At 69.3% G+C, this 19,807-nt stretch carries 13 protein-coding genes and 2 pseudogenes; 11 read left to right on the forward strand and 4 right to left on the reverse strand.

Features of this window, described 5'->3' with window-relative positions; genetic code table 11:
- Window positions 1-34 precede the first annotated feature (34 nt).
- From QO010_RS06720 to QO010_RS06730, 3 genes are all read left to right on the forward strand, one after another.
- Window positions 35-2,572 carry a M10 family metallopeptidase C-terminal domain-containing protein gene (locus QO010_RS06720; protein WP_307347599.1) on the forward strand — a complete coding sequence of 846 codons (2,538 nt, stop codon included), beginning with the start codon at window positions 35-37 and terminating at the stop codon, window positions 2,570-2,572.
- Window positions 2,573-2,681: 109 nt separating this feature from the next.
- On the forward strand, window positions 2,682-5,564 hold the full coding sequence (locus QO010_RS06725) for a M10 family metallopeptidase C-terminal domain-containing protein (RefSeq protein WP_307347601.1): 2,883 nt from the start codon (window positions 2,682-2,684) through the stop codon (window positions 5,562-5,564).
- A gap of 45 nt (window positions 5,565-5,609) precedes the next feature.
- Window positions 5,610-6,560, forward strand: a complete 951-nt coding sequence (locus QO010_RS06730) for a 2-hydroxyacid dehydrogenase (protein WP_307347603.1) — start codon at window positions 5,610-5,612, stop codon at window positions 6,558-6,560.
- Here QO010_RS06730 and QO010_RS06735 read toward each other — a convergent pair.
- Together QO010_RS06735 and QO010_RS06740 are read right to left on the reverse strand one after the other, a co-directional pair.
- A pseudogene (locus QO010_RS06735) lies at window positions 6,557-6,763 on the reverse strand (carboxymuconolactone decarboxylase family protein); the annotation flags it as partial. The gene QO010_RS06730 and the pseudogene QO010_RS06735 sit on opposite strands and share 4 nt — an antisense overlap.
- Before the next feature lie 3 nt (window positions 6,764-6,766).
- Window positions 6,767-7,099: pseudogene (locus QO010_RS06740) on the reverse strand (carboxymuconolactone decarboxylase family protein); the annotation flags it as partial.
- Between the two features lie 37 nt (window positions 7,100-7,136).
- On the opposite strand from QO010_RS06740, the gene QO010_RS06745 reads away from it, so the two are divergent.
- From QO010_RS06745 to metH, 7 genes are read left to right on the forward strand one after another with little or no spacing between them, the layout of a single operon-like run.
- Window positions 7,137-7,493: a winged helix-turn-helix transcriptional regulator gene (locus tag QO010_RS06745; protein ID WP_307347605.1), complete on the forward strand. Its 357-nt coding sequence runs from the start codon at window positions 7,137-7,139 to the stop codon at window positions 7,491-7,493.
- 32 nt (window positions 7,494-7,525) lie between these two features.
- Window positions 7,526-8,497, forward strand: coding sequence for an ArsR/SmtB family transcription factor (locus tag QO010_RS06750; protein WP_307347607.1), 972 nt, complete (start codon window positions 7,526-7,528; stop codon window positions 8,495-8,497).
- Window positions 8,494-9,432, forward strand: a complete 939-nt coding sequence (gene metF / locus QO010_RS06755; RefSeq protein ID WP_307347609.1) for a methylenetetrahydrofolate reductase [NAD(P)H] — start codon at window positions 8,494-8,496, stop codon at window positions 9,430-9,432. Before QO010_RS06750 ends, metF begins: the two co-directional genes overlap by 4 nt.
- Window positions 9,429-10,304, forward strand: coding sequence for a subclass B3 metallo-beta-lactamase (bla, locus tag QO010_RS06760; RefSeq protein ID WP_307347611.1), 876 nt, complete (start codon window positions 9,429-9,431; stop codon window positions 10,302-10,304). The genes metF and bla overlap by 4 nt, the downstream gene beginning before the upstream one ends.
- On the forward strand, window positions 10,301-11,362 hold the full coding sequence (locus QO010_RS06765) for a homocysteine S-methyltransferase family protein (RefSeq protein ID WP_307347613.1): 1,062 nt from the start codon (window positions 10,301-10,303) through the stop codon (window positions 11,360-11,362). Before bla ends, QO010_RS06765 begins: the two co-directional genes overlap by 4 nt.
- Entirely contained in the window at window positions 11,362-11,745 is a 384-nt protein-coding gene (locus QO010_RS06770) for a hypothetical protein (protein WP_307347615.1), read from the forward strand. The genes QO010_RS06765 and QO010_RS06770 overlap by 1 nt, the downstream gene beginning before the upstream one ends.
- A complete protein-coding gene (metH, locus tag QO010_RS06775; RefSeq protein ID WP_307347617.1) occupies window positions 11,742-14,408 on the forward strand; it encodes a methionine synthase in 2,667 nt (888 codons plus the stop codon). The genes QO010_RS06770 and metH overlap by 4 nt, the downstream gene beginning before the upstream one ends.
- Before the next feature lie 40 nt (window positions 14,409-14,448).
- On the opposite strand, the gene QO010_RS06780 is transcribed toward metH, so the two are convergent.
- Together QO010_RS06780 and QO010_RS06785 are read right to left on the reverse strand one after the other, a co-directional pair.
- Window positions 14,449-15,450, reverse strand: a complete 1,002-nt coding sequence (locus tag QO010_RS06780; protein WP_307347618.1) for a hypothetical protein — start codon at window positions 15,448-15,450, stop codon at window positions 14,449-14,451.
- A 9-nt stretch (window positions 15,451-15,459) separates the two neighbouring features.
- Window positions 15,460-18,993, reverse strand: coding sequence for a hydantoinase B/oxoprolinase family protein (locus tag QO010_RS06785; protein ID WP_307347619.1), 3,534 nt, complete (start codon window positions 18,991-18,993; stop codon window positions 15,460-15,462).
- Between the two features lie 35 nt (window positions 18,994-19,028).
- Between QO010_RS06785 and QO010_RS06790 the strand changes: the two genes are divergently transcribed.
- Window positions 19,029-19,718 (forward strand): TerB family tellurite resistance protein, encoded by a 690-nt coding sequence (locus QO010_RS06790; protein WP_307347620.1) that lies wholly within the window; start codon window positions 19,029-19,031, stop codon window positions 19,716-19,718.
- The last annotated feature ends 89 nt before the right edge of the window (window positions 19,719-19,807 follow it).

Genomic DNA, 19,807 nt, shown 5'->3' on the forward strand with positions numbered 1-19,807 from the left:
CACGACCGCCGCGCGGTCCTTGCTGGAGGGTTCCATGGCTTATCGTTTCCACGCCGCCCATCGCGATTTCGACATCCTGGGGGCTGACTTCCGTTTCGACAGCATCGGCAATGACGATGGGATCGCCGACGGCCGCTGGGGCCTGATGGGCTCCACCTCGCTGGCCTCGCCCGTCAAGGGCTACAGCTGGTTCTCGGCCGACGGCATCGGCGACAAGGACGTCGCCGGCACGGGCGTGGCGCCGCTGCTGCTGACCCCCGACACCGTGGCCGACAACACCACGACCACCGCCAGCGTGACGGTCGGCGCCCCCGCCATCACCGGCACCATCGACATGATCGGCGACCAGGATTTCTACGCGGTCCAGCTGCAGGCCGGTCAGACCTACGACATCAACCTGTTCCTGAAAGTCGGCGGGCCCAGCGGCGTGCCGCTGAACGACGCCTTCATCGAGCTCTATGACGCCAGCGGCAATCTGATCACCAGCGCCGACGGTGGCGGGCCCAACACTCCGTCGGGTCTGGACGCCATCCTGAGCTATACGGCCGACCATACCGGCACCTACTACATCAACGCCCGGGCCTTCGATCAGGACGCCACCAACGGGACGACCGGCGATGCGGTGGGCGACTACACCCTGCAGGTCACCCCTGCGACCGGCTACAGCTATCACCCCTACTACACCCCGGATTCGCCGCTCTATGCGATCGACTGGGGCACGCAGGTCGACGGCTCCTCGCGCAATCCCGACGGCCAGGAAGGCCCGCGCCCGACCGAGAACGACTTCACCGGCGTCGGCTCCAACCCCTATGGGATCACCGGCAAGAACGTCATCACCTACTATCTGGCCAAGGCCGGAGACATCTATATCGACGAGGACCCCACCACCCCCGGCACCACCGACACCATGGTCGCCAAGGGCTTCTCGGAATGGGAAGTCCAGGCCCTGAAGGTCGCTATGTCGGCCTATGAGAACGTCGCCGACATCATCTATGTCGAGGTCCAGAACCGCGCCGAGGCCGACTTCAACTTCGTCACCTATCTGGGCACGCCCGGGCCGGGCGTCAGCCTGCTGGGCCGGATGAGCCCGCCGGATGAGGAGAATGAAGGGCAGGGCGAGTTCAACGCCGCCGACGAACGCTGGACCGAGGCGGGCCTCGCCCCCGGCGGCTTCACCTTCACCACCCTGATCCACGAGATGGGTCACGGCCACGGCCTGGCCCATCCGCACGACAACGGCGGCCATTCGGGCGTCATGAACGGGGTGACCTCGGACGGCCCGGCCTTCGACTACACCACCGGCGACTATGACCTGAACCAGGCCGTCTTCACGATGATGTCGTACCAGGACGGTTGGGAGAAATCCCCCTACGGCCAGGCCGACACCACCGATCCCTACGGCTGGCTGGGCAGCCTGATGGCCTTCGACATCGCCGCCATCCAGGACAAGTACGGCGTCAACGAGGAGTACGCGACCGGCGACGACGTCTACACCCTCAAGGACGAGAACGCGCCTGGCACCTACTACTCCAGCATCTGGGACGCCGGCGGTTCGGACGAGATTCGCTATGTCGGCTCCAAGAACGCCAACATCGATCTGCGGCCCGCCAGCCTGAAATATGAATACGGCGGCGGCGGCTGGATCTCCTACGCCTATGGCATCTATGGCGGCTACACGATCGCCAACGGCGTCACCATCGAGAAGGCGACCGGCGGTGACGGCAACGACACCATCATCGGCAACGACGCGGCCAACACTCTCAAGGGCGGCGGCGGGACCGACACCCTGACCGGCGGCGCGGGCGGCGACACCTTCGTCGTCTCGGCCGGGACGGGGACGGACACCGTCACCGACTTCCAGGTCGGCAGCGACCATATCGACCTGGGCGGCCGCGCCTGGACCGCGACCCAGCAGGGCGCCGACACCCTGATCAACGTCAGCGGCGCGGAATCCATGCTGCTGGTCGGCGTTCAGGCCTCCAGCGTCCATGCCGACAGCTTCATCAACGCCGGGACCGGACCGGTCCTGACCCCGCCGACCGCCCCCGCGGGCAACCTGCTGGTCAGCGGCACGGCGCTGAACGACAGCTTCATCGGCACCGCCGCCAACGAGACCTTCAAGGGGCTGGACGGCAACGACGTGATCAGCGCCGGCGGCGGCGACGACTGGCTGGAGGGCGGCAACGGCGGCGACAAGATGAGCGGCGGCCTGGGCGCCGACGTGCTGATCGGCGGGGCCGGCAAGGACACCCTGACCGGCAACGGCGGGGCCGACACCTTCTACTTCTTCGCGGCCTCGGACTCGACGGTATCGGGCTTCGACCTGATCACCGACTTCAGCCAGGCGGCCGGCGACCTGATCGACGTCAGCTATATCGACGCCGACAGCACCATGGCCGGCGACCAGGCCTTCCAACTGGCCACGGCCTTCGGCGGCCATGCCGGCGAGATGGTCCGCAGCTACGACGCCGGGACCAACCTGACGATGCTCAGCTTCGACATCAACGGTGACTCGGTGGCCGACTTCGCCATCGGCCTGACCGGCAATGTGCAGGGCGGCTGGGTGTTATAAGATCACTAACCGGCCGCGTCGCATTGTCCGTCCCGCTTGATGGGCGTCGCGTCGCGGCCTAGTTTCCTGGCTAGTCACGGGGCTCGGGCTAGCCAGGAAGTATTTTTTCATGCGCGTCATCGACCCCATGGCCTTCGACACTGTCGTCGATGACGACGCCATCGTCGTGAAATCCCATCATTGGGTGTGGTCATCGCCTGTGGGCCTGGACTTCACCTTAGCCTCCGCCGGCTATTCGGCCGCGCCTCTGACCGCCAAGCCGAGCATCGACCTGGATTGGGGCGGTCCGCCGAAGCAGGTGGTGACCGATCCCGGCCCGGTCCGCCCGGTCGATTTCCTCAACGCCGAGGAGCGGGGCGGCGCGTCCGACAATGGCAAGCCGTCCAAGACGGTGGCCCAGGCCGCCTACCAGCTGAACCGCACCTACGCGACCTGGAACGACTTCGCTCCGCAGCCGGGCGTGGCCGATGTCGACAATCACTGGACCGGCGGGGCCTCGACGGTGACCTACGGCTTCCGGTCCACCGCTCCCGGGACCATGCCGGACGACACCGGCGGCTTCACCCGTTTCACCACGGCCCAAATCGCCGCCGCCGAACTCAGCCTGGCGGCCTGGTCGGACGTGGCGAACATCATCTTCGTGCGGGTCGGGTCCGGGACCTCGGGGGAGGGCGCCTACACCAACAACGCCACCATCCTCTACAGCAACTACGCCAGCGGCGCCTCCGGGGCGGCCGCCTTCGCCTACTATCCCAGCCTGGGCGCCAGCGGCGGCGACGTCTGGGTCAACTCCACCCTGTCGTACAACCAGAATCCCAGCCTGTACAACTACGGCCAGCTGACCCTGACCCACGAGACCGGCCACGCCATCGGCCTGTCGCACCCGGCTGACTACAATGCCGGCGAGGGCGATGGCCCGATCACCTACGCTGACGACGCCATCTATTACGAAGACTCTCACCAGTACACGGTGATGAGCTACTTCACCGAGGACCACACCGGCGCCTATTTCGGCATCTCCTACCCGGCCGCTCCGCAGCTGGACGACATCGCCTCGGCCCAGCGCGGCTATGGGGCCAACATGTCGACCCGCACGGGCGACACGGTCTACGGCTTCAATTCCAACGCCGATCGGCCCTGGTTCATCGCCGCGGTCGGCCAGCCGATCATCTTCGCGGTCTGGGACGCCGGCGGCACGGACACCTTCGACTTCTCCGGCTTCTCCAACACCCAGACCATCGACCTCAACCAGGGTCACTTCTCGAGCGTCGGCACCACCGGCTCGTTCACCAACATGATCGGCAACGTCGCCATCGCCATGGGGGCGGTGATCGAGAACGCCATCGGCGGCTCGGGCGTCGACGCCATCATCGGCAACTCCAGCGCCAACCGCATCACCGGCAACGCCAGCGCCGACAACCTGACCGGCGGCGGCGGCGTCGACACCTTCGTCGCCACCAGCGGCGGCGGGGCCGACACCATCACCGACTTCCTGGTCGGGACCGACCTGATGGACGTCAGCGCCTTCGGTTCCTACCAGAGCATCGTCCAGCAGGGCGGCAACACCCTGGTGACCGTCGCCTCGGGGGTGAGCTTCCTGCTGACCGGCGTCACCGCCTCCACGGTGACCTCGGCCAGTTTCACGGGCCTGGCCTCGCCGCCGCCGAGCCCTCCGCCCTCGCCGCCGCCGTCTCCTCCGCCGAGCCCGCCGCCCTCACCGCCGCCGAGCCCGCCACCGTCTCCGCCCCCGAGCCCGCCGCCTTCGCCGCCGCCCAGCCCGCCCCCTAGCCCTCCCTCGCCTCCGACGCCGCCGGGCGGCTCCAACGTCATCAATGGCACGGCGGCCAACAACCTGCTCAGCGGCACAGCCGGGGCCGACGCCATCTACGGCCTCGACGGCAACGATCTGCTCAAGGGCGGGACCGGCGACGACTGGCTGTCGGGTGGCAATGGCGATGATCGCCTCTACGGTGAGGCCGGTAACGACACCCTCTGGGGTGGGACCGGCAGCGACACCATGACCGGGGGCGCTGGCGCTGACGTCTTTGTCATCACCGCCGGTAGCGGCACCGACACGGCCGTCGACTTCCTGGTCGGTACCGACCATATCGATGTCAGCGCCTTCGGGGCCTACCAGAGCATCACCCAGCAGGGCAGCGGCACGCTGGTGACTTTCGCCGATGGCTCGGGTCTGGTGCTGAGCAATACCAACGCCGCGACGGTGACCGACGCGAGCTTCATCGGCCTGGCGCCGCCGTCTCCGCCCCCGAGCCCGCCGCCGGCGCCGCCGCCCAGCCCGCCGCCGTCTCCGCCACCCTCGCCGCCGCCGAGCCCGCCGCCGTCTCCGCCGCCCTCGCCGCCGCCGTCTCCCCCGCCGAGTCCGCCGCCGTCGCCGCCCCCGAGCCCGCCGCCGTCGCCGCCCCCAAGCCCGCCGCCGCCTCCGCCTCCGGTGGCGCCGACGCCGCCGGACGGGCACAACGACGTCACCGGCACCGCAGCCAACAACCTGCTGGCCGGGACCGCCGGCTATGACCTGATCCACGGTCTGGACGGCAATGACTCGGTGAAGGCCGGGGCCGGCAACGACTGGCTCTATGGCGACAACGGCGTGGACGGTCTCTATGGCGAGGCCGGCGACGACGTCATCATCGGCGGCGCCGGCGGCGATACGATGTCGGGTGGGCTTGGGGCCGACACCTACTATTTCCTGGCCCTGACCGACTCCACGACCGCCGCGCCGGACATCATCAAGGACTTCAACATCGCCCAGGGCGACTCGCTGGACGTCAGCTTCATCGACGCCAACAGCAGCCTGGCCGGCGATCAGGCCTTCACCAAGGTCGGCGCCTTCACCAACCATGCCGGTGAAATGGCGGTGAGCTTCAACAGCGGGGCCAATCTCACCACGCTGTCGTTCGATGTGAACGGCGACGGGGTGGCCGACATGACCATCACGCTGGCCGGGAATATCACCAGCGGCTGGGTCCTCTAGCTTCGGTTATTGACGGTTGATGGGCGGGCGCTAAGGCTCCCGCCCATGAGCCAGAAACCCGCCGTCCTGCTGTCCCACCCGATGATCGGCCCGATGCAACCGGTGCTGGAGGGCGCCTACGAGGTCCACCGCTTCTGGGACCATGCCGACCCAGCCGCCTTCCTGGCCGGGCCGGGTCAGGCGGTGCGGGCCATCGTTCATGCCGGCGAGTTCAGGCTGGACCCGGCGGTGCTGGGCCAGATGAAGAACCTGGGCCTGATCGCCAATGTCAGCGTCGGCTATGACGGGGTGGACGTGCCCTGGTGCCGGGCCAACGGCATCGAGGTCACCCATTCGCGCGGCCTCAACGCCGACGATGTCGCCGACCATGCGGTGGGCATGCTGATCGCCGGCTGGCGCGGCATCGTCGAGGGCGACCAGATGGTCCGGGCCGGGACCTGGACCCTGACCGACCGCATGCGGCCCCGGGCCTCGCTGCGCGGCAAGAAGGCCGGCATTGTGGGCCTGGGCCATATCGGCGAGGCGGTCGGCCGCCGGCTGGAGGCCTTCGGCATGACGGTCAACTGGTGGGGCCATCGCGAGAAGCCCGGCGCGCCCTGGCCGATGGCCGCCAGTCTGCTGGACCTGGCCCGGGACACCGACGCCCTGATGGTCTGCTGCCGCGCAAGCCCGCAGACCGAGAAGCTGATCTCCGCCGAGGTCATCGACGCGGTCGGCCCGCGCGGGGCGGTGATCAACATCTCGCGCGGCCAAGTGGTCGACGAGGAGGCCCTGATCGCGGCGCTGAAGGCCGGGCGGCTGGGCCTGGCGGGCCTGGACGTCTTCGCCCAGGAGCCAACCCCGGCCGAGCGCTGGGCCGATGTGCCCAACACCGTGCTGACGCCCCATTCGGCGGGCGGGACGGTGGATTCCATCCCGCTGATGGTGGCCTCGTGCCTGGAGAACCTGCGCTGCTTCTTCGCCGGCGAGCCGCTGCCGACGCCGGTGGCGGACTAGGCGGGAAAGGGGATGGCCCCCGGCTCCATCGGCAGCCGCAGGCCGTTCACCAGCAGCGACACCGTCCGATAGAAGCCGGCCAGCAGCATCAGCTCCAGCCGGGCCATCTCGCTGAAATGCTCGCCCAGCGCCGCCCACAGTGCGTCGTCGATGTCGGCCTTGGCGTTCACCGCGTCGCAGAAGCGGATCAGCAGCGCTTCCTTCGGGGTCCAGCAGGGCGAGGCCGCATCGCCATGCACCGTGGCCGCCAGCCGCTCCGGCGTCAGCCCGGCCGCCTCGGCGAAGATGGCGGCGTGGACGCCCCACTCGTACTCGGCCCCGTTCAAGGCGCAGATCCGGTCGATGACGATTTCCCGTTCGGTCAGCGTCAGGTGGCCGCGGTCCAGCAGGCCGCCGCCCATGAACCGGCTAAACAGCCGCTCGTCGCGGGCCAGGGTGCGGAACAGGATCAGCGGCTCGGTTCCCTCGGGCGTCAGCGGGGCCAGGGTCCTGGCGATGGCGTCGGACCATGGCGGCGTGGCGGGGGCGAGGCGGGACATGGCGTTGGCTCCTGACGGGTGCTACAAAATCCATAGCATGACGGATGAGCGAGTCGCTACAGAAATTGAAGCGCCGATTCCCGGCGTCCCGGTCCGGGGCTCGGAGACCGGCCGGCCGATCATGGCGGCGCTGGACCTGCTGGGTCGGCGGGGCGCCCTGCGGATACTCTGGGAGCTGCGGGAGGGCAGGGCGCTGAGCTTCCGGGCCCTGGCTTCCGCCACCGGCCTGCCGCCCGGCACGCTGAACAGCCGGATCAAGGAACTGCGGGTTGCGGGCGTCGTCGAGCCGGCCGGGATTTATCGCCTGACCGGGCAAGGTTCAGCCCTGCTGACCGCCCTCTGGCCCCTGGTGCAGTGGTCCGAGGACTGGGCCAAGGGGCGGGAGATGTCTTGACAAAAGGGACATAAAGATTTCTTTATATCCCCATGGCGCTGAGTTCCGGACAGGCTGTGGAGATACTGCGCGCGGCGGGCGAGACCACCCGGCTGCGCATCCTGGCCCTGCTGTCGCATGAGGAACTGTCGGTGCTGGAGCTGTGCCGGATCCTGGGCCAGAGTCAGCCGCGCGTCTCCCGCCACCTCAAGCTGCTGGCCGAGGCCGGGCTGGTCGAGCGGTTCCCGGACGGGGCCTGGGTCTTCTATCGCCTGACAGTGGGCACCGGCGGCCGGGGCCTGGTCGATCTGGCCCTGGGACTGATCGCCGACGGGGACGCGGTGCTCAAGAAGGACGCCGACCAACTGGCCGCCATCGCCGGCGAGCGGGCCGAGGCGGCCGCCGCCTATTTCGCCCGCAACGCCGCCCGCTGGGACGAGATTCGCTCGCTCTATGTCAGCGAGACCGAGGTCGAGAGCGCCATTCTCGACGCCTTGGGCGAAGAGCAGCCCGGCCTGCTGGTCGACCTGGGCGCGGGGACGGGCCGCATGCTGACCCTGCTGGGCGGCCGGGCCGGGCGCTCTTTGGGCCTGGATCTATCGCAGCAGATGCTCAACATCGCCCGCATGCATGTGGGCGAGGCCGGACTGGCGGCCTGCGAGCTGCGCCACGGCGACATCTTCGCCACCGGCCTGCCCGACGGCGTGGCCGACCTGGTGACGGTGCATCAGGTGCTGCACTACCTGAACGACCCGGCCGCCGCCGTCGCCGAGGCGGCGCGGCTGATCGGGCCGGGTGGGCGACTGATGATCATCGATTTCGCCCCTCACCGCCTGGAATACCTGCGCGAGCAGCACCAGCACCGCCGCCTGGGCTTCTCCGACGAGGAGATCCTGCGCTGGCTGGACGCTGCCGGGCTGGAGGGCGGCATCGACGCCACTCTGCCGACCGCCTCGGGCGAGGGCCTGACCGTCAAGATCTGGAGCGGCCGCCGGGCCGCCGACCACAAGAGGAGCGCGGCATGACTCTGCCCACTCGGAAATCAGCCTTGGGGCCCGTCGCCCGTTCCGGCGGCCGCGATCACGCCGGCATGCGCGTCTCCTTCGAGTTCTCGCCGCCCAAGACCCCCGAGGCGGAGGAAAGCCTGTGGCAGGCCATTCGCCGGCTGGAGCCGTTGGGCCCGTCCTTCGTGTCGGTGACCTACGGGGCCGGCGGCTCGACCCGCGAGCGCACCCACCGCACCGTCAAGCGCATGCTGGACGAGACGAGCCTGGCCCCCGCCGCCCACCTGACCTGCGTCGGGGCCTCGCAGGCCGAGGTCGACGAGGTGGTGCGTGACTACTGGGAAAGCGGCATCCGCCACATCGTGGCCCTGCGCGGCGACCCGCCGGGCAGCATTGGCGGCGCCTACGAGCCGCGACCCGACGGCTACGCCAACGCCACCGAACTGACGGCGGCGATCGCCAAGATCGCCCCGTTCGAGATCTCGGTCGGCCTCTATCCGCAGGTGCATCCCGAAAGCCCCGGGACCCAGCACGACATCGATGTGCTGAAGGCCAAGGTCGACGCCGGCGCCACCCGGGCCATCACCCAGTTCTTCTTCGACACCGACGCCTTCCTCAGGTTCACCGACCAAGTCCGCAAGGCCGGGGTCACCATCCCCATCTCGCCGGGCATCATGCCGGTGTCGAATTTTAAGGGCCTGCAGCGCATGGCCGGGCCCTGCGGCATTCCGATCCCGCCGTGGCTGGCCAACCTGTTCGACGGGCTGGACAACGACCCCGACACCCGCCGGCTGATCGCCTGCTCGGTGGCCGCCGAGATGTGCGCCCGGCTGGAGGAGGAGGGCTTCTCCGACTTCCACTTCTACACCCTCAACCGGGCCGACCTGGTCTATGCTCTGTGCCGCGTGCTGGGGGTGCGTGAGCCGACGCCGGCTCCCTCGGAGGCCGCCGCATGATCCGCGCTTTTGTCAGAACCGCCGCCGCCCTGGTCGCCGTCGTCGGCCTGATGGCCGCCACGAGCTCGTCCAACCCCGCCAGCTGGACGACCCCGACGACGCCCTTCAACGTCATTGGCAATGTCTATTACGTCGGCACCGAGGGCATCTCGGTCTGGCTGATCACCAGTCCCAAGGGCCACATCCTGATCGACGGCGGCATGCCGGGCAGCGCCGCCCTGGTCGAGGCCAACATCAGGGCGCTGGGTTTCAAGATCACCGACGTGAAGCTGCTGCTCAACACCCACGCCCATTTCGACCACGCCGGGGCCCTGGCCCAGCTCAAGAAGGACGCGGGCAAGGAGGCGGTGATGGTCTCCAGCGTCGGTGACCGCTCGGCCCTGGAGCGCGGCGTCTATGCGGGGTCGGAAGACGTCGCTGCCTGGGCCTTCCCGCCCGTCAAGGTCGACGGCACGGTCGCCGATGGTGGCACGGTCACCGTCGGGCCCAACAACCTGACCGCCGTCCTGATGCCCGGCCACACGGCCGGCTGCACCAGTTGGACCATGGGGGTGAAGGACAGCGCCGGGGTCACCCACAAAATCATCTTCTTCTGCAGCGCCAGCGTGGGCGCCAACCGGCTGGCTCCCAAGCCGCAGTATCCGACCATCGTCGCCGACTATCAGAAGACCTTCGCCCGGGCCGGCCGCATCGACCCGGACATCTTCCTGGCCCCGCACGCCGAGCAGTTTGGCCTGGTCGCCAAGCGCGCCGCCATGGGACCGGGCAAGCCCAACCCCTTCATCGTTCCGGGCGAGTACGCCAAGGCCATGGCCGATTACCAGGCCGCCTTCGAGAAAGAACTGGCCCGCCAGCAAGGAGCCAAGTCATGAGCCGCCAGGACCACATCGCCCGCCTCAAGCAGGCCGCCAAGGAACGCATCCTGATCCTCGACGGCTCCTGGGGCGTGATGATCCAGCGCCAGGGCCTGACCGAAGCCGACTTCCGCGGCGAGCGGTTCAAGGACCATGACGGCCAGCTGCGCGGCAACAACGACCTGCTGTGCGTGACCCGGCCCGACATCATCGCCGGCCTGCACGACGCCTATTTCGAAGCCGGCGCCGACATCAGCGAGAGCAACACCTTCTCGGCCACCACCATCGCCCAGGCCGACTACGGCCTGCAGAGCGCGGTCTGGGACATCAACTATGAAGGCGCTCGGCTGGCCCGCGAGGCCGCCGACCGCTGGACAGCCAGGACGCCCGACAAGCCGCGCTTCGCCGCCGGCTCGATGGGGCCGCTCAACGTCATGCTGTCGATGTCCTCGGACGTGAACGACCCGGGGGCCCGCAAGGTGACCTTCGACCAGGTCTATGAGGCCTATCGCGAGCAGGCCGCCGCGCTCCACGCGGGCGGTGTGCACCTCTTCCTGGTCGAGACCATCACCGACACGCTGAACTGCAAGGCCGCCATCAAGGCCATCCTGGACCTGCAGGACGAGGGGGCCGAGCCGCTGCCGATCTGGATCAGCGGCACCATCACCGATCGCTCGGGCCGCACCCTGTCGGGCCAGACGGTCGAGGCCTTCTGGAACAGCGTGCGCCACGCCAAGCCCTTCGCTATCGGGCTGAACTGCGCCCTGGGGGCCGAGCTGATGCGGCCGCACATCGCCGAGCTGTCGCGCATCGCCGACACCCTGGTCGCCGCCTTCCCCAATGCGGGCCTGCCCAACGCCATGGGCCAGTATGACGAGCAGCCGCACGAGACGGCCTGCATGCTGGAAGAGTGGGCGGAGGCCGGGATCGTCAACATCCTGGGCGGCTGTTGCGGCACCACGCCGGACCACATTCGCCATGTCGCCCAGGCCGCGGCCGGCAAGCCGCCGCGCCAGCTGCCCGAGCGACCCACAGCTATGCGGCTGGCCGGCCTAGAGGCTTTCGAGCTGGCCTGATGCTAGCCCACGACAAGGCCCTGGCGCTCAGCGCCGTCGAGACCGAGCTGCTGCGTGATCTGCGCAGCCGGCTGAACCGCCCCGCCAGCGACAAGGCGGCGGTGGTGCTGCTGAACGGTGTCTTCCAGACCGCCCCGCGGGTGGGCCTCGAACCCAGCGACCGCGTCTGGGCGACGGCCGATGCGGACGCCTTCAGGCGCGCCGCCGGCCAGGCCAGCCTGACGCAACTGCGCGGAGCTGTGGCGGGCCTTGTGAAACTGAAGGGCCAGGAGAAGGCCATCGTCCAGGCCCTCGCCGACGGCCTGCCCCAGGCGGTGCTGTCGCGTCGCCTCGCCTTGGCCGGCCGCGAGCCCGCTATTGATCCCGGAGTACCAGCGTCTTGAGGCCCCTGTTCGTCAATATCGGTGAGCGCACCAACGTCACCGGCTCGGCCAAATTCCGCAAGCTCGTCGCCGACGGCCAGTATGGCGAGGCTCTGTCGGTGGCCCGCCAGCAGGTCGAGGCCGGGGCTCAGGTCATCGACGTCAACATGGACGAGGGCCTGCTCGACTCCAAGGCGGCCATGGTCACCTTCCTCAACCTGGTCGCCGCCGAGCCGGACATCGCCCGGGTGCCGGTGATGATCGACAGCTCCAAGTGGGAGGTCATCGAGGCCGGGCTGCGCTGCGTGCAGGGCAAGGCCATCGTCAACTCGATCAGCATGAAGGCCGGCGAGGCCGAGTTCATCGAGCAGGCCCGCAAATGCCTGCGCTATGGCGCCGCCGTGGTGGTCATGGCCTTCGACGAGGTCGGCCAGGCCGACACCGCCGACCGCAAGGTGGAAATCTGCGAGCGCGCCTACCGCATCCTGGTCGACCAGGTGGGTTTCCCGCCCGAGGACATCATCTTCGACCCCAACATCTTCGCCGTGGCCACCGGGATCGACGAGCACCGCAACTACGCCGTCGACTTCATCGAGGCGACCCGGCGGATCAAGCAGCTGCTGCCCCATGCCCGCATCTCGGGCGGCGTCTCCAACGTCTCGTTCAGCTTCCGCGGCAACGAGCCGGTGCGGCGGGCCATCCACTCGGTGTTTCTCTACCACGCAATCAACGCCGGCATGGACATGGGCATCGTCAACGCCGGCGACCTGCCGGTCTATGACGACATCGATCCGGAACTGCGCGAGGTCGTCGAGGACGTCATTCTCAACCGCACGAGGGCCGATGGCCTGGACCCCACCGAGCGGCTGGTCGAGATCGCCCCCAACTACAAGGGCGACAAGTCCCAGGCCAAGGCGCCGGACCTGGCCTGGCGCGAGCAGCCCGTGGCCGAGCGGCTGAGCCACGCCCTGGTCCACGGCATCACCGAGTTCATCGAGGCCGATACCGAAGAGGCGCGGCTGCAGGCCGAGCGGCCGCTGCATGTCATCGAGGGCCCGCTGATGGACGGCATGAACGTGGTCGGCGACCTGTTCGGCTCGGGCAAGATGTTCCTGCCGCAGGTGGTCAAGTCGGCCCGCGTGATGAAGCAGGCGGTGGCCTGGCTGATGCCCTTCATGGAGGCCGAGAAGGAAGGCCAGGAACGCCAGACCGCCGGCAAGGTGCTGATGGCCACCGTCAAGGGCGACGTCCACGACATCGGCAAGAACATCGTCGGCGTGGTCCTGCAGTGCAATAACTACGAGGTCATCGACCTGGGCGTCATGGTTCCGGCCGACCGCATCCTGGCCGAGGCCATCGAGCACAACGTCGACATCATCGGCCTCTCTGGCCTGATCACCCCCTCGCTCGATGAGATGGTCTATCTGGCCAGCGAGATGGAGCGGCGCGGCTTTGACCGGCCCCTGCTGATCGGCGGCGCCACCACCAGCCGCACCCACACGGCGGTGAAGATCGAGCCGGCCTATCGGCGCGGGTCCACCACCTATGTGCTCGACGCCAGCCGGGCGGTGGGGGTGGTGTCCAACCTGCTCTCGCCGACCGAGAAGGATCGCTTCCAGGCCGAGACCCGGGCCGAATACGTCCGCATCCGCGAGCAGTTCGCCCGGGGTCAGGACCAGAAGAACCGCACCCCGATCGACGTGGCGCGGGCCAACCGCTACCCGACCGATTTTACCCTGACGCAACCGAAGCCCAGCTTCATCGGCACGCGAAGTTTCTCGTCTTACGATCTGTCGGATCTGGCGAAATACATCGACTGGACCCCCTTCTTCGCCAGCTGGGAGCTGGTCGGCCACTACCCGGCCATCCTGGAGGACGACGTGGTCGGCGAGGCGGCGCGGGGCCTCTTCAAGGACGCCCAGGCGATGCTGGAGCAGATCGTCCACGAGCGCTGGTTCGAGGCGCGCGGCGTGGTCGGCTTCTGGCCGGCCGCTGCCGATGGCGACGACATCGTGGTCTATGAGGACGAGAGCCGCACCGTCGAGAAGGCCCGCCTCCACACCCTGCGCCAGCAGATGGCCCGCACGGCCGGCAAGCCGCACTTGGCCCTGGCCGACTTCATCGCTCCCGTCGGCGGCGCGCCGGACTATATCGGCGGCTTCGCGGTGACCGCCGGCCACAATGAGATCGAGATCGCGGCCCGCTTCAAGGCAGCCGGTGACGACTACAACGCCATCCTGTCGGCGGCCCTGGGCGATCGCCTGGCCGAGGCCTTCGCCGAGGCCATGCACTTCAGGGTCCGGCAGGAGCTGTGGGGCTATGCCCCCGACGAGGCCTTCGACATCGAGACGCTGATCGCCGAGAAATACGTCGGCATCCGCCCCGCGCCCGGCTACCCGGCCCAGCCCGACCACACCGAAAAAGCCACGTTATTCAGCCTGTTGGACGCCACGGCTCAGACGGGGATAGAGCTGACCGAGAGTTTCGCCATGACTCCGCCGTCCTCGGTGTCGGGCCTCTATTTCAGCCACCCCCAGGCCCATTACTTCGGCGTCGGCCGCATCGACCGCGACCAGGTCGCCGACTATGCCCGGCGCAAGGGCATGGATCTGGCGACGGCGGAGCGCTGGCTGTCGCCGATCCTGGCCTATGACCCGCTGAGCGTGGCCAAGGACGCGGCTTAGGGCACAAGCCCTTTCCCCGCTGGCGGGGGAAGGGCTCTAGCTATTGCGGCCCGCGCAGGGCCGGCTTCTTCTTGCGCGGCTTGAAGCCGGTGGCCGAGGCGGCGTCGCCCTTCGGGGCGGGGGTGATCACGTCGGGGACCGGGGTCAGGTCGGCCGACGCCGGCGGATCGGTCACGGCCAGGGGTTCGAGACTGGGCGTGAGGGCGGGTTCGGCGGCCGGCGTATCGCCTGCCGCCTCGGGCGGCTTGTCAGCCGCCGGAGCGATGCCATCCGCCGTTGGCGCGAACTGCAGATCTTCCGGCTTGGAGGCGTCGGGCGCGGGCGTGTCGGCCGTCGTCTCCGGCGCCGGCGCGGCGCCGTCCGTCAGGGTTCCCATCACATCGCCGGTGGTGTCGGCGGCGGGCGCGGGTTCGCTGGACGCTGCGACATCCGCGGGCGGCGCCGCATCGGCCGGCGGGGCCGCTTCCGGCTCTGGCTCGGCGTTGTAGGTCAGGGCCTGGCCGAACAGTTTCGCCTTCTTTTCCAGCGCCTTGGCGGTCTCTTCGCACTTGGCGGGCGGGGTCCAGGACATCCAGAACTGGGCCAGCTGGGCGGGCTTGACGGTGTCGGCGCCGGTCCAGACGGCCCGGCCGCGTCGGATGGCGGCGGCGCCGCGCTGCTGAATGGGCTGGGCGCTGGCCTTTTCGGCGGCGGTCATCGCCCGCCGGAACAGCTTCAGCTCGGCCAGGCTTTCCTTCTTCTGGCTCGGATAGACCTCGTTGATATTTTCTTCGGTGCTGGGGGTCGGCCAGGCGCGCTCGATGCGGATCACCTCGGGCATGGCCTTGTCGTAGAGCTCGACATAGGCGCTGATCGCCCCGTAGCACCAGGCGACATAGCCATAGTCATCAGTCGGCGCCGAGACCGGGCTGGAGCCCATAGGCGCAGGCTGCGGCGCGGCGGCCGGTGCGGCCGCGGCAGGCGGCGCCGCCGGCTCGGCCATGGCGGTCGGGGGTTCGTCGGCGCCCAGCAGGGCCAGCATGAAAACGAGGAAGGGCGCCATCGGTATCCTTTACGCAGGCTTTCCGAAACCGCCGCCCCCGGGGGTTTCGATCTCGATCACATCGCCGGGCTCCACCGTGACGGAGAAGCAGCCGGCCAGTTCCTTTACCGCGCCGGTGGCGGCGATCAACCGTTGTCGCCCCGCGAGCGCCGGACCGCCGCCAGCGATCCCCTGCGGGGCGTTCTCGCGACGGCTCGACAGCAGGGCCGCTTCCATGGGGGCCAGGAAGCGGATCCGCCGGACGGCGCCGTCGCCGCCGCGCCTCAGGCCCGCGCCGCCGGAGCCGTGACGGACCCCGAACGACTCGACCCTGACCGGGAAGCGACGCTCCAGTATTTCCGGATCGGTGAGGCGGGAATTTGTCATGTGGATATGGACGCCGCTGGTCCCGTCGCGCGTGGCCGTGGCGCCGGCCCCGCCGCAGATGGTCTCGTAATACTGCCGCGTCTCGTCGCCGAAGGTGAAGTTGTTCATCGTCCCCTGGCCGTTGGCCATCACCCCCAGCGCCGCATAGAGGGCGTCGACGACGTGCTGGCTGGTCTCGACATTGCCGGCCACGACCGCCGCCGGTGGCTTGGGGTCCAGCATCGAGCCCTCGCGGGTCAGGATGTTGAGCGGGGCCAGGCAGCCGGCGTTCAGCGGGATGTCGTCGTCGACCAGGGTGCGGAACACATAGAGGGCGGCGGCCGAGACGATGGCCGAGGGGGCGTTGAAGTTGGTGTCGAGCTGGTCGGCCGACTGACGGAAGTCCAGCACCGCCTCGCGGGCTTCGCTGTCGACCTTGATCGTGACGACGATCTCGCCGGCCCCGTCGAGCGGCACGCGGGCCTCGCCGTCGGTGAGGCGGCCCAGGGCCCGGCGGACGGCAGCCTCCGCATTCTGCTGCACGAAGCCCATGTAGCGGGCCACGGTCTGGGCGCCATGCGCCTCGATCATGCCGGAAACGGCCTGGGCGCCGGCCTGGCAGGCGGCGATCTGGGCCTTGAGATCGGCGATGTTGCGGTCCGGGCTGCGGGCGGGCCACTGGCCGGTCTTCAGGGCGGCGAGGGTATCGTCCTGCAGGAACCGGCCATCGCGCATGATCGGCACGGCGTCCAGCATGACGCCTTCCTCGTCGATGGTGCGGGAGAAGGGCGGCATCGAACCGGGCTGCACGCCGCCGACATCGGCATGGTGGCCCCGGGCGGCGACGTAGAAGGCCGGTGTCTCACCCTCCATGAAGATCGGCATGACCACGGTGATGTCGGGCAGGTGTGTCCCGCCGAAATAGGGGTTGTTGAGGGCGAAGGCGTCGCCGGGCTTGAGCACCGGGTGGCGGACCTGCACGGCCCGCACGCTGGCGCCCATGCTGCCCAGGTGCACCGGCATGTGCGGGGCGTTGGCCACCAGCCCGCCGTCGGCGTCGAACAGGGCGCAGGAGAAGTCCAGCCGTTCCTTGATATTGACCGAATGCGCCGTCCGCTCCAGCGCCGCCCCCATGGCTTCGGCCACGCCCATGAAGCGACGGTTGAAGAGTTCCAGTGTGACCGGGTCTGGCTTGTCGGCGGCGATGGCGGCGGTCGAAAGCGGCCGGGTGCGGGTCAGCCGGATCAGGCCATCGGCCTCGCCCCTGGCCCGCCAGCCGTCCGCCACCGCGATCTGGGTATCGCCGCGCACGATCAGGACCGGTCCCTCGGCTTCGGTCAGATCTTCGGCGCGTACGACCGTTCCCTCTTTCCGCTCATCCCCGCGAAGGCGGGGACCCAGGCTTTTTTCGTTTCCGGCGCCGGCGGCCTCGACCTCCACCTCGACGCTGCCGATCAGGATGGTCCGCTCCGGTTCGACAAAGCCGAACAGCCGCTGGTGCGCCGACTCGAAGGCCGCCTTGGCGCTGGCCGTATCCGAGAGCGGAACCGCCAGCACCGCATCCGCCCCGTCGTAGCGCAGCATCAACCGCTGCTCGGTCGCCCCGGTTTCGGCGCCCTGCTCGGCCATGCCTGCCAGCGCGTCCATTGCCAGCCTCCCGGCCAGCACTTCCGCCTCTTCCAGCGCCTCGCCCAGCGGCTTTTCCAGCCCCGCCTGACGCAGCACCCGCACCCGCGCCTGGCCGATCCCCCAGGCCGACAGCAGCGAGGCATAGCGCGGGCTCAGCACCTCTTCGACGCCCAGGGCATCAGCGACCTGGCAGGCGCACTGGCCCGCCGCCCCGCCGAACGCCACCAGGGCATGACCGCGCGGGTCGAAGCCGCGCTCGGTGGAGATGCGCCGCACCGCCTGGGCCATCTGCTCCACAGCGACGGCCAGGAAGCCTTCGGCGGCGGCTTCGGCGCTGGGCAGGTTCATGGCGTCGGCCAGCTCGGCCAGCTTCTGTTGGGCGGCCTCGACATCGAGCGGGCCATCGCCATGAGGGCCGAAGACCAGCGGGAAATACAGCGGGTCCAGCCGGCCCAGCACCAGGTTGGCGTCCGTCACGGTCGCCGGGCCGCCACGGCCATAGCAGGCCGGGCCCGGATCGGCCCCGGCGCTGTGCGGCCCCACCCGGGCGCGGAAGCCGTCGAAGGTCAGGATCGAGCCGCCGCCGGCCGCCACGGTCTCGACATCCAGCATCGGACTGCGCAGCCGCGCCCCGGCCACCTTGGCGGTGTCGCGCCGCTCCAGCGCCCCGGCATAGCGGCAGACGTCGGTCGAGGTGCCGCCCATGTCGAAGCCAAGCACCGCCGCCGCGCCGGCAGCCTGGGCGGTGCGGGCCACGCCCACGACGCCGCCGGCCGGGCCGGAAACCACCGCGTCCTTGCCCCGGAAGGCCTCGGCCCGCACCAGCCCGCCGGCCGAGGTCATGAACCATAGCGGCGCGCCGTTCACCGCCTGGCTGACCCGGCGGACATAGGCCTGCAGCACCGGGGTCAGATAGGCGTCGGCCACCGCCGTCTCGGCCCGCGCCACATAGCGGGGCAGGGGGCTGGCCTCGTGGCTGAGGGTGACATGGGCGAATCCGGCGGCGCGGGCGATCTCGCCGGCCTTCAGTTCGTGGGCCGGGTTGAGGTCGGAATGCAGGAAGGCGATGGCGATGGCCTCGTAGCCCTCCGCCTTCGCGTCGGACAGCCTCTGGGCCAGCGCCGCCTCGTCCAGAGGCCGCACCACCGCGCCATCCGCCGCCAGCCGCTCGTTGGCCTCGGCGACGCCGCTGTAGAGCGGATCGGGCCGGATGACGTCGAGGGCGAAGAGCTCGGGCCGCGACTGGTCGCCGATCAGCAGGGCGTCGGCGAAGCCTTCGGTCACCAGCAGCAGCGTGCGGGCGCCCTTGCGCTCAAGCAGGGCGTTGGTGGCCACCGTGGTGCCCATCTTGATCGCCGCGACACGCTCGGCCGGGAACGGCGCGCCAGGCTCGACCTCGAGCAGTCGGCGCATCGCCTCGACGGCGGCGTCGGCATAGGACGGCGAGGCCGACAGCAGCTTCAGGGTCTGTTCGCCGCCGTCCGGGGCGCGGCCGATGACGTCGGTGAAGGTGCCGCCCCGGTCGATCCAGAAGCTCCAGCCGATTGTTACGCCGAGTTCAGTTGTCATCCGAGCGCCACGATCATAAGCTTCAAACCGATCCCATGAGCTTCTGGCGCAACATTGCAAGCCTCGCCGCCAAGCGTGTCGACGAGGCCGAGTGCTCGACCTGTCCTCCCGGCCTGCCGGGCGAGGACCCCGCCTTCTCGACCGCGGTGACGGCGCTGGGCGCCAAGCTGGCCAAGGCCGACGGCCGGGCCGACGCCGATGAATTCGCAGCTTTCGCCGGGGTTTTCCAGCCGGATCAGGCCTCCGAACGCAATGTTCACCGCCTCTACGACCTGGCCCGCCAGACCACGCGCGGCTACGAGAGCTATGCCAAGCAGTTGGCCAAGCGCTACCGGGCCTGTCCGCAGCTGCTCGAGGACGTGCTGGACGGCCTGTTCCACATCGCCGGCTCCGACGGGGCGGTCACCCATGACGAGCTGACCTATCTGGAGCGGGTCGGGGCGCTGTTCGGCCTCTCGCCGCTCACCTATCGCCGGATCAAGGCCACCCATCTGGGGGCCGGACCGAACGACCCCTATGTCATCCTCGATGTGCCGCCCGACGCGCCGGACGAGGTGGTGCGCAGCGCCTGGAAATCCGCCCTCTCGGTGGCCCACCCCGACCGCGCTCGGGCCCGGGGCCTGCCGTCGGAGTTCATCGAGGTCGCGGAGGCCAAATCGGCCTCGATCAACGCCGCCTTCGACACCGTGATGCGCGAACGCAAGGCGATGGTTCCGGCGGAGTAGGGCGCCTAAGAAGCACACAGCTTCGCCGAAAAACCGCCTCACAGGCATGTTGAGTTGACGCGCCGTCGCTCTAGGCAGAAATTAGGGGC

The organism is Caulobacter ginsengisoli (assembly GCF_030814835.1).
GTDB lineage: Bacteria > Pseudomonadota > Alphaproteobacteria > Caulobacterales > Caulobacteraceae > Caulobacter > Caulobacter ginsengisoli.

Excerpts from the sequence above, each read along its gene's own strand:
- QO010_RS06780 (WP_307347618.1), bottom strand. The coding sequence starts at position 15,450 with ATGGCGCCCTTCCTCGTTTTCATGCTGGCCCTGCTGGGCGCCGACGAA.
- QO010_RS06765 (WP_307347613.1), top strand. The coding sequence starts at position 10,301 with ATGAGCCGCCAGGACCACATCGCCCGCCTCAAGCAGGCCGCCAAGGAA.
- QO010_RS06785 (WP_307347619.1), bottom strand. The coding sequence starts at position 18,993 with ATGACAACTGAACTCGGCGTAACAATCGGCTGGAGCTTCTGGATCGAC.
- QO010_RS06750 (WP_307347607.1), top strand. The coding sequence starts at position 7,526 with ATGGCGCTGAGTTCCGGACAGGCTGTGGAGATACTGCGCGCGGCGGGC.
- QO010_RS06770 (WP_307347615.1), top strand. The coding sequence starts at position 11,362 with ATGCTAGCCCACGACAAGGCCCTGGCGCTCAGCGCCGTCGAGACCGAG.
- QO010_RS06790 (WP_307347620.1), top strand. The coding sequence starts at position 19,029 with ATGAGCTTCTGGCGCAACATTGCAAGCCTCGCCGCCAAGCGTGTCGAC.
- QO010_RS06720 (WP_307347599.1), top strand. The coding sequence starts at position 35 with ATGGCTTATCGTTTCCACGCCGCCCATCGCGATTTCGACATCCTGGGG.
- QO010_RS06725 (WP_307347601.1), top strand. The coding sequence starts at position 2,682 with ATGCGCGTCATCGACCCCATGGCCTTCGACACTGTCGTCGATGACGAC.
- QO010_RS06730 (WP_307347603.1), top strand. The coding sequence starts at position 5,610 with ATGAGCCAGAAACCCGCCGTCCTGCTGTCCCACCCGATGATCGGCCCG.
- bla (WP_307347611.1), top strand. The coding sequence starts at position 9,429 with ATGATCCGCGCTTTTGTCAGAACCGCCGCCGCCCTGGTCGCCGTCGTC.
- metF (WP_307347609.1), top strand. The coding sequence starts at position 8,494 with ATGACTCTGCCCACTCGGAAATCAGCCTTGGGGCCCGTCGCCCGTTCC.
- QO010_RS06745 (WP_307347605.1), top strand. The coding sequence starts at position 7,137 with ATGACGGATGAGCGAGTCGCTACAGAAATTGAAGCGCCGATTCCCGGC.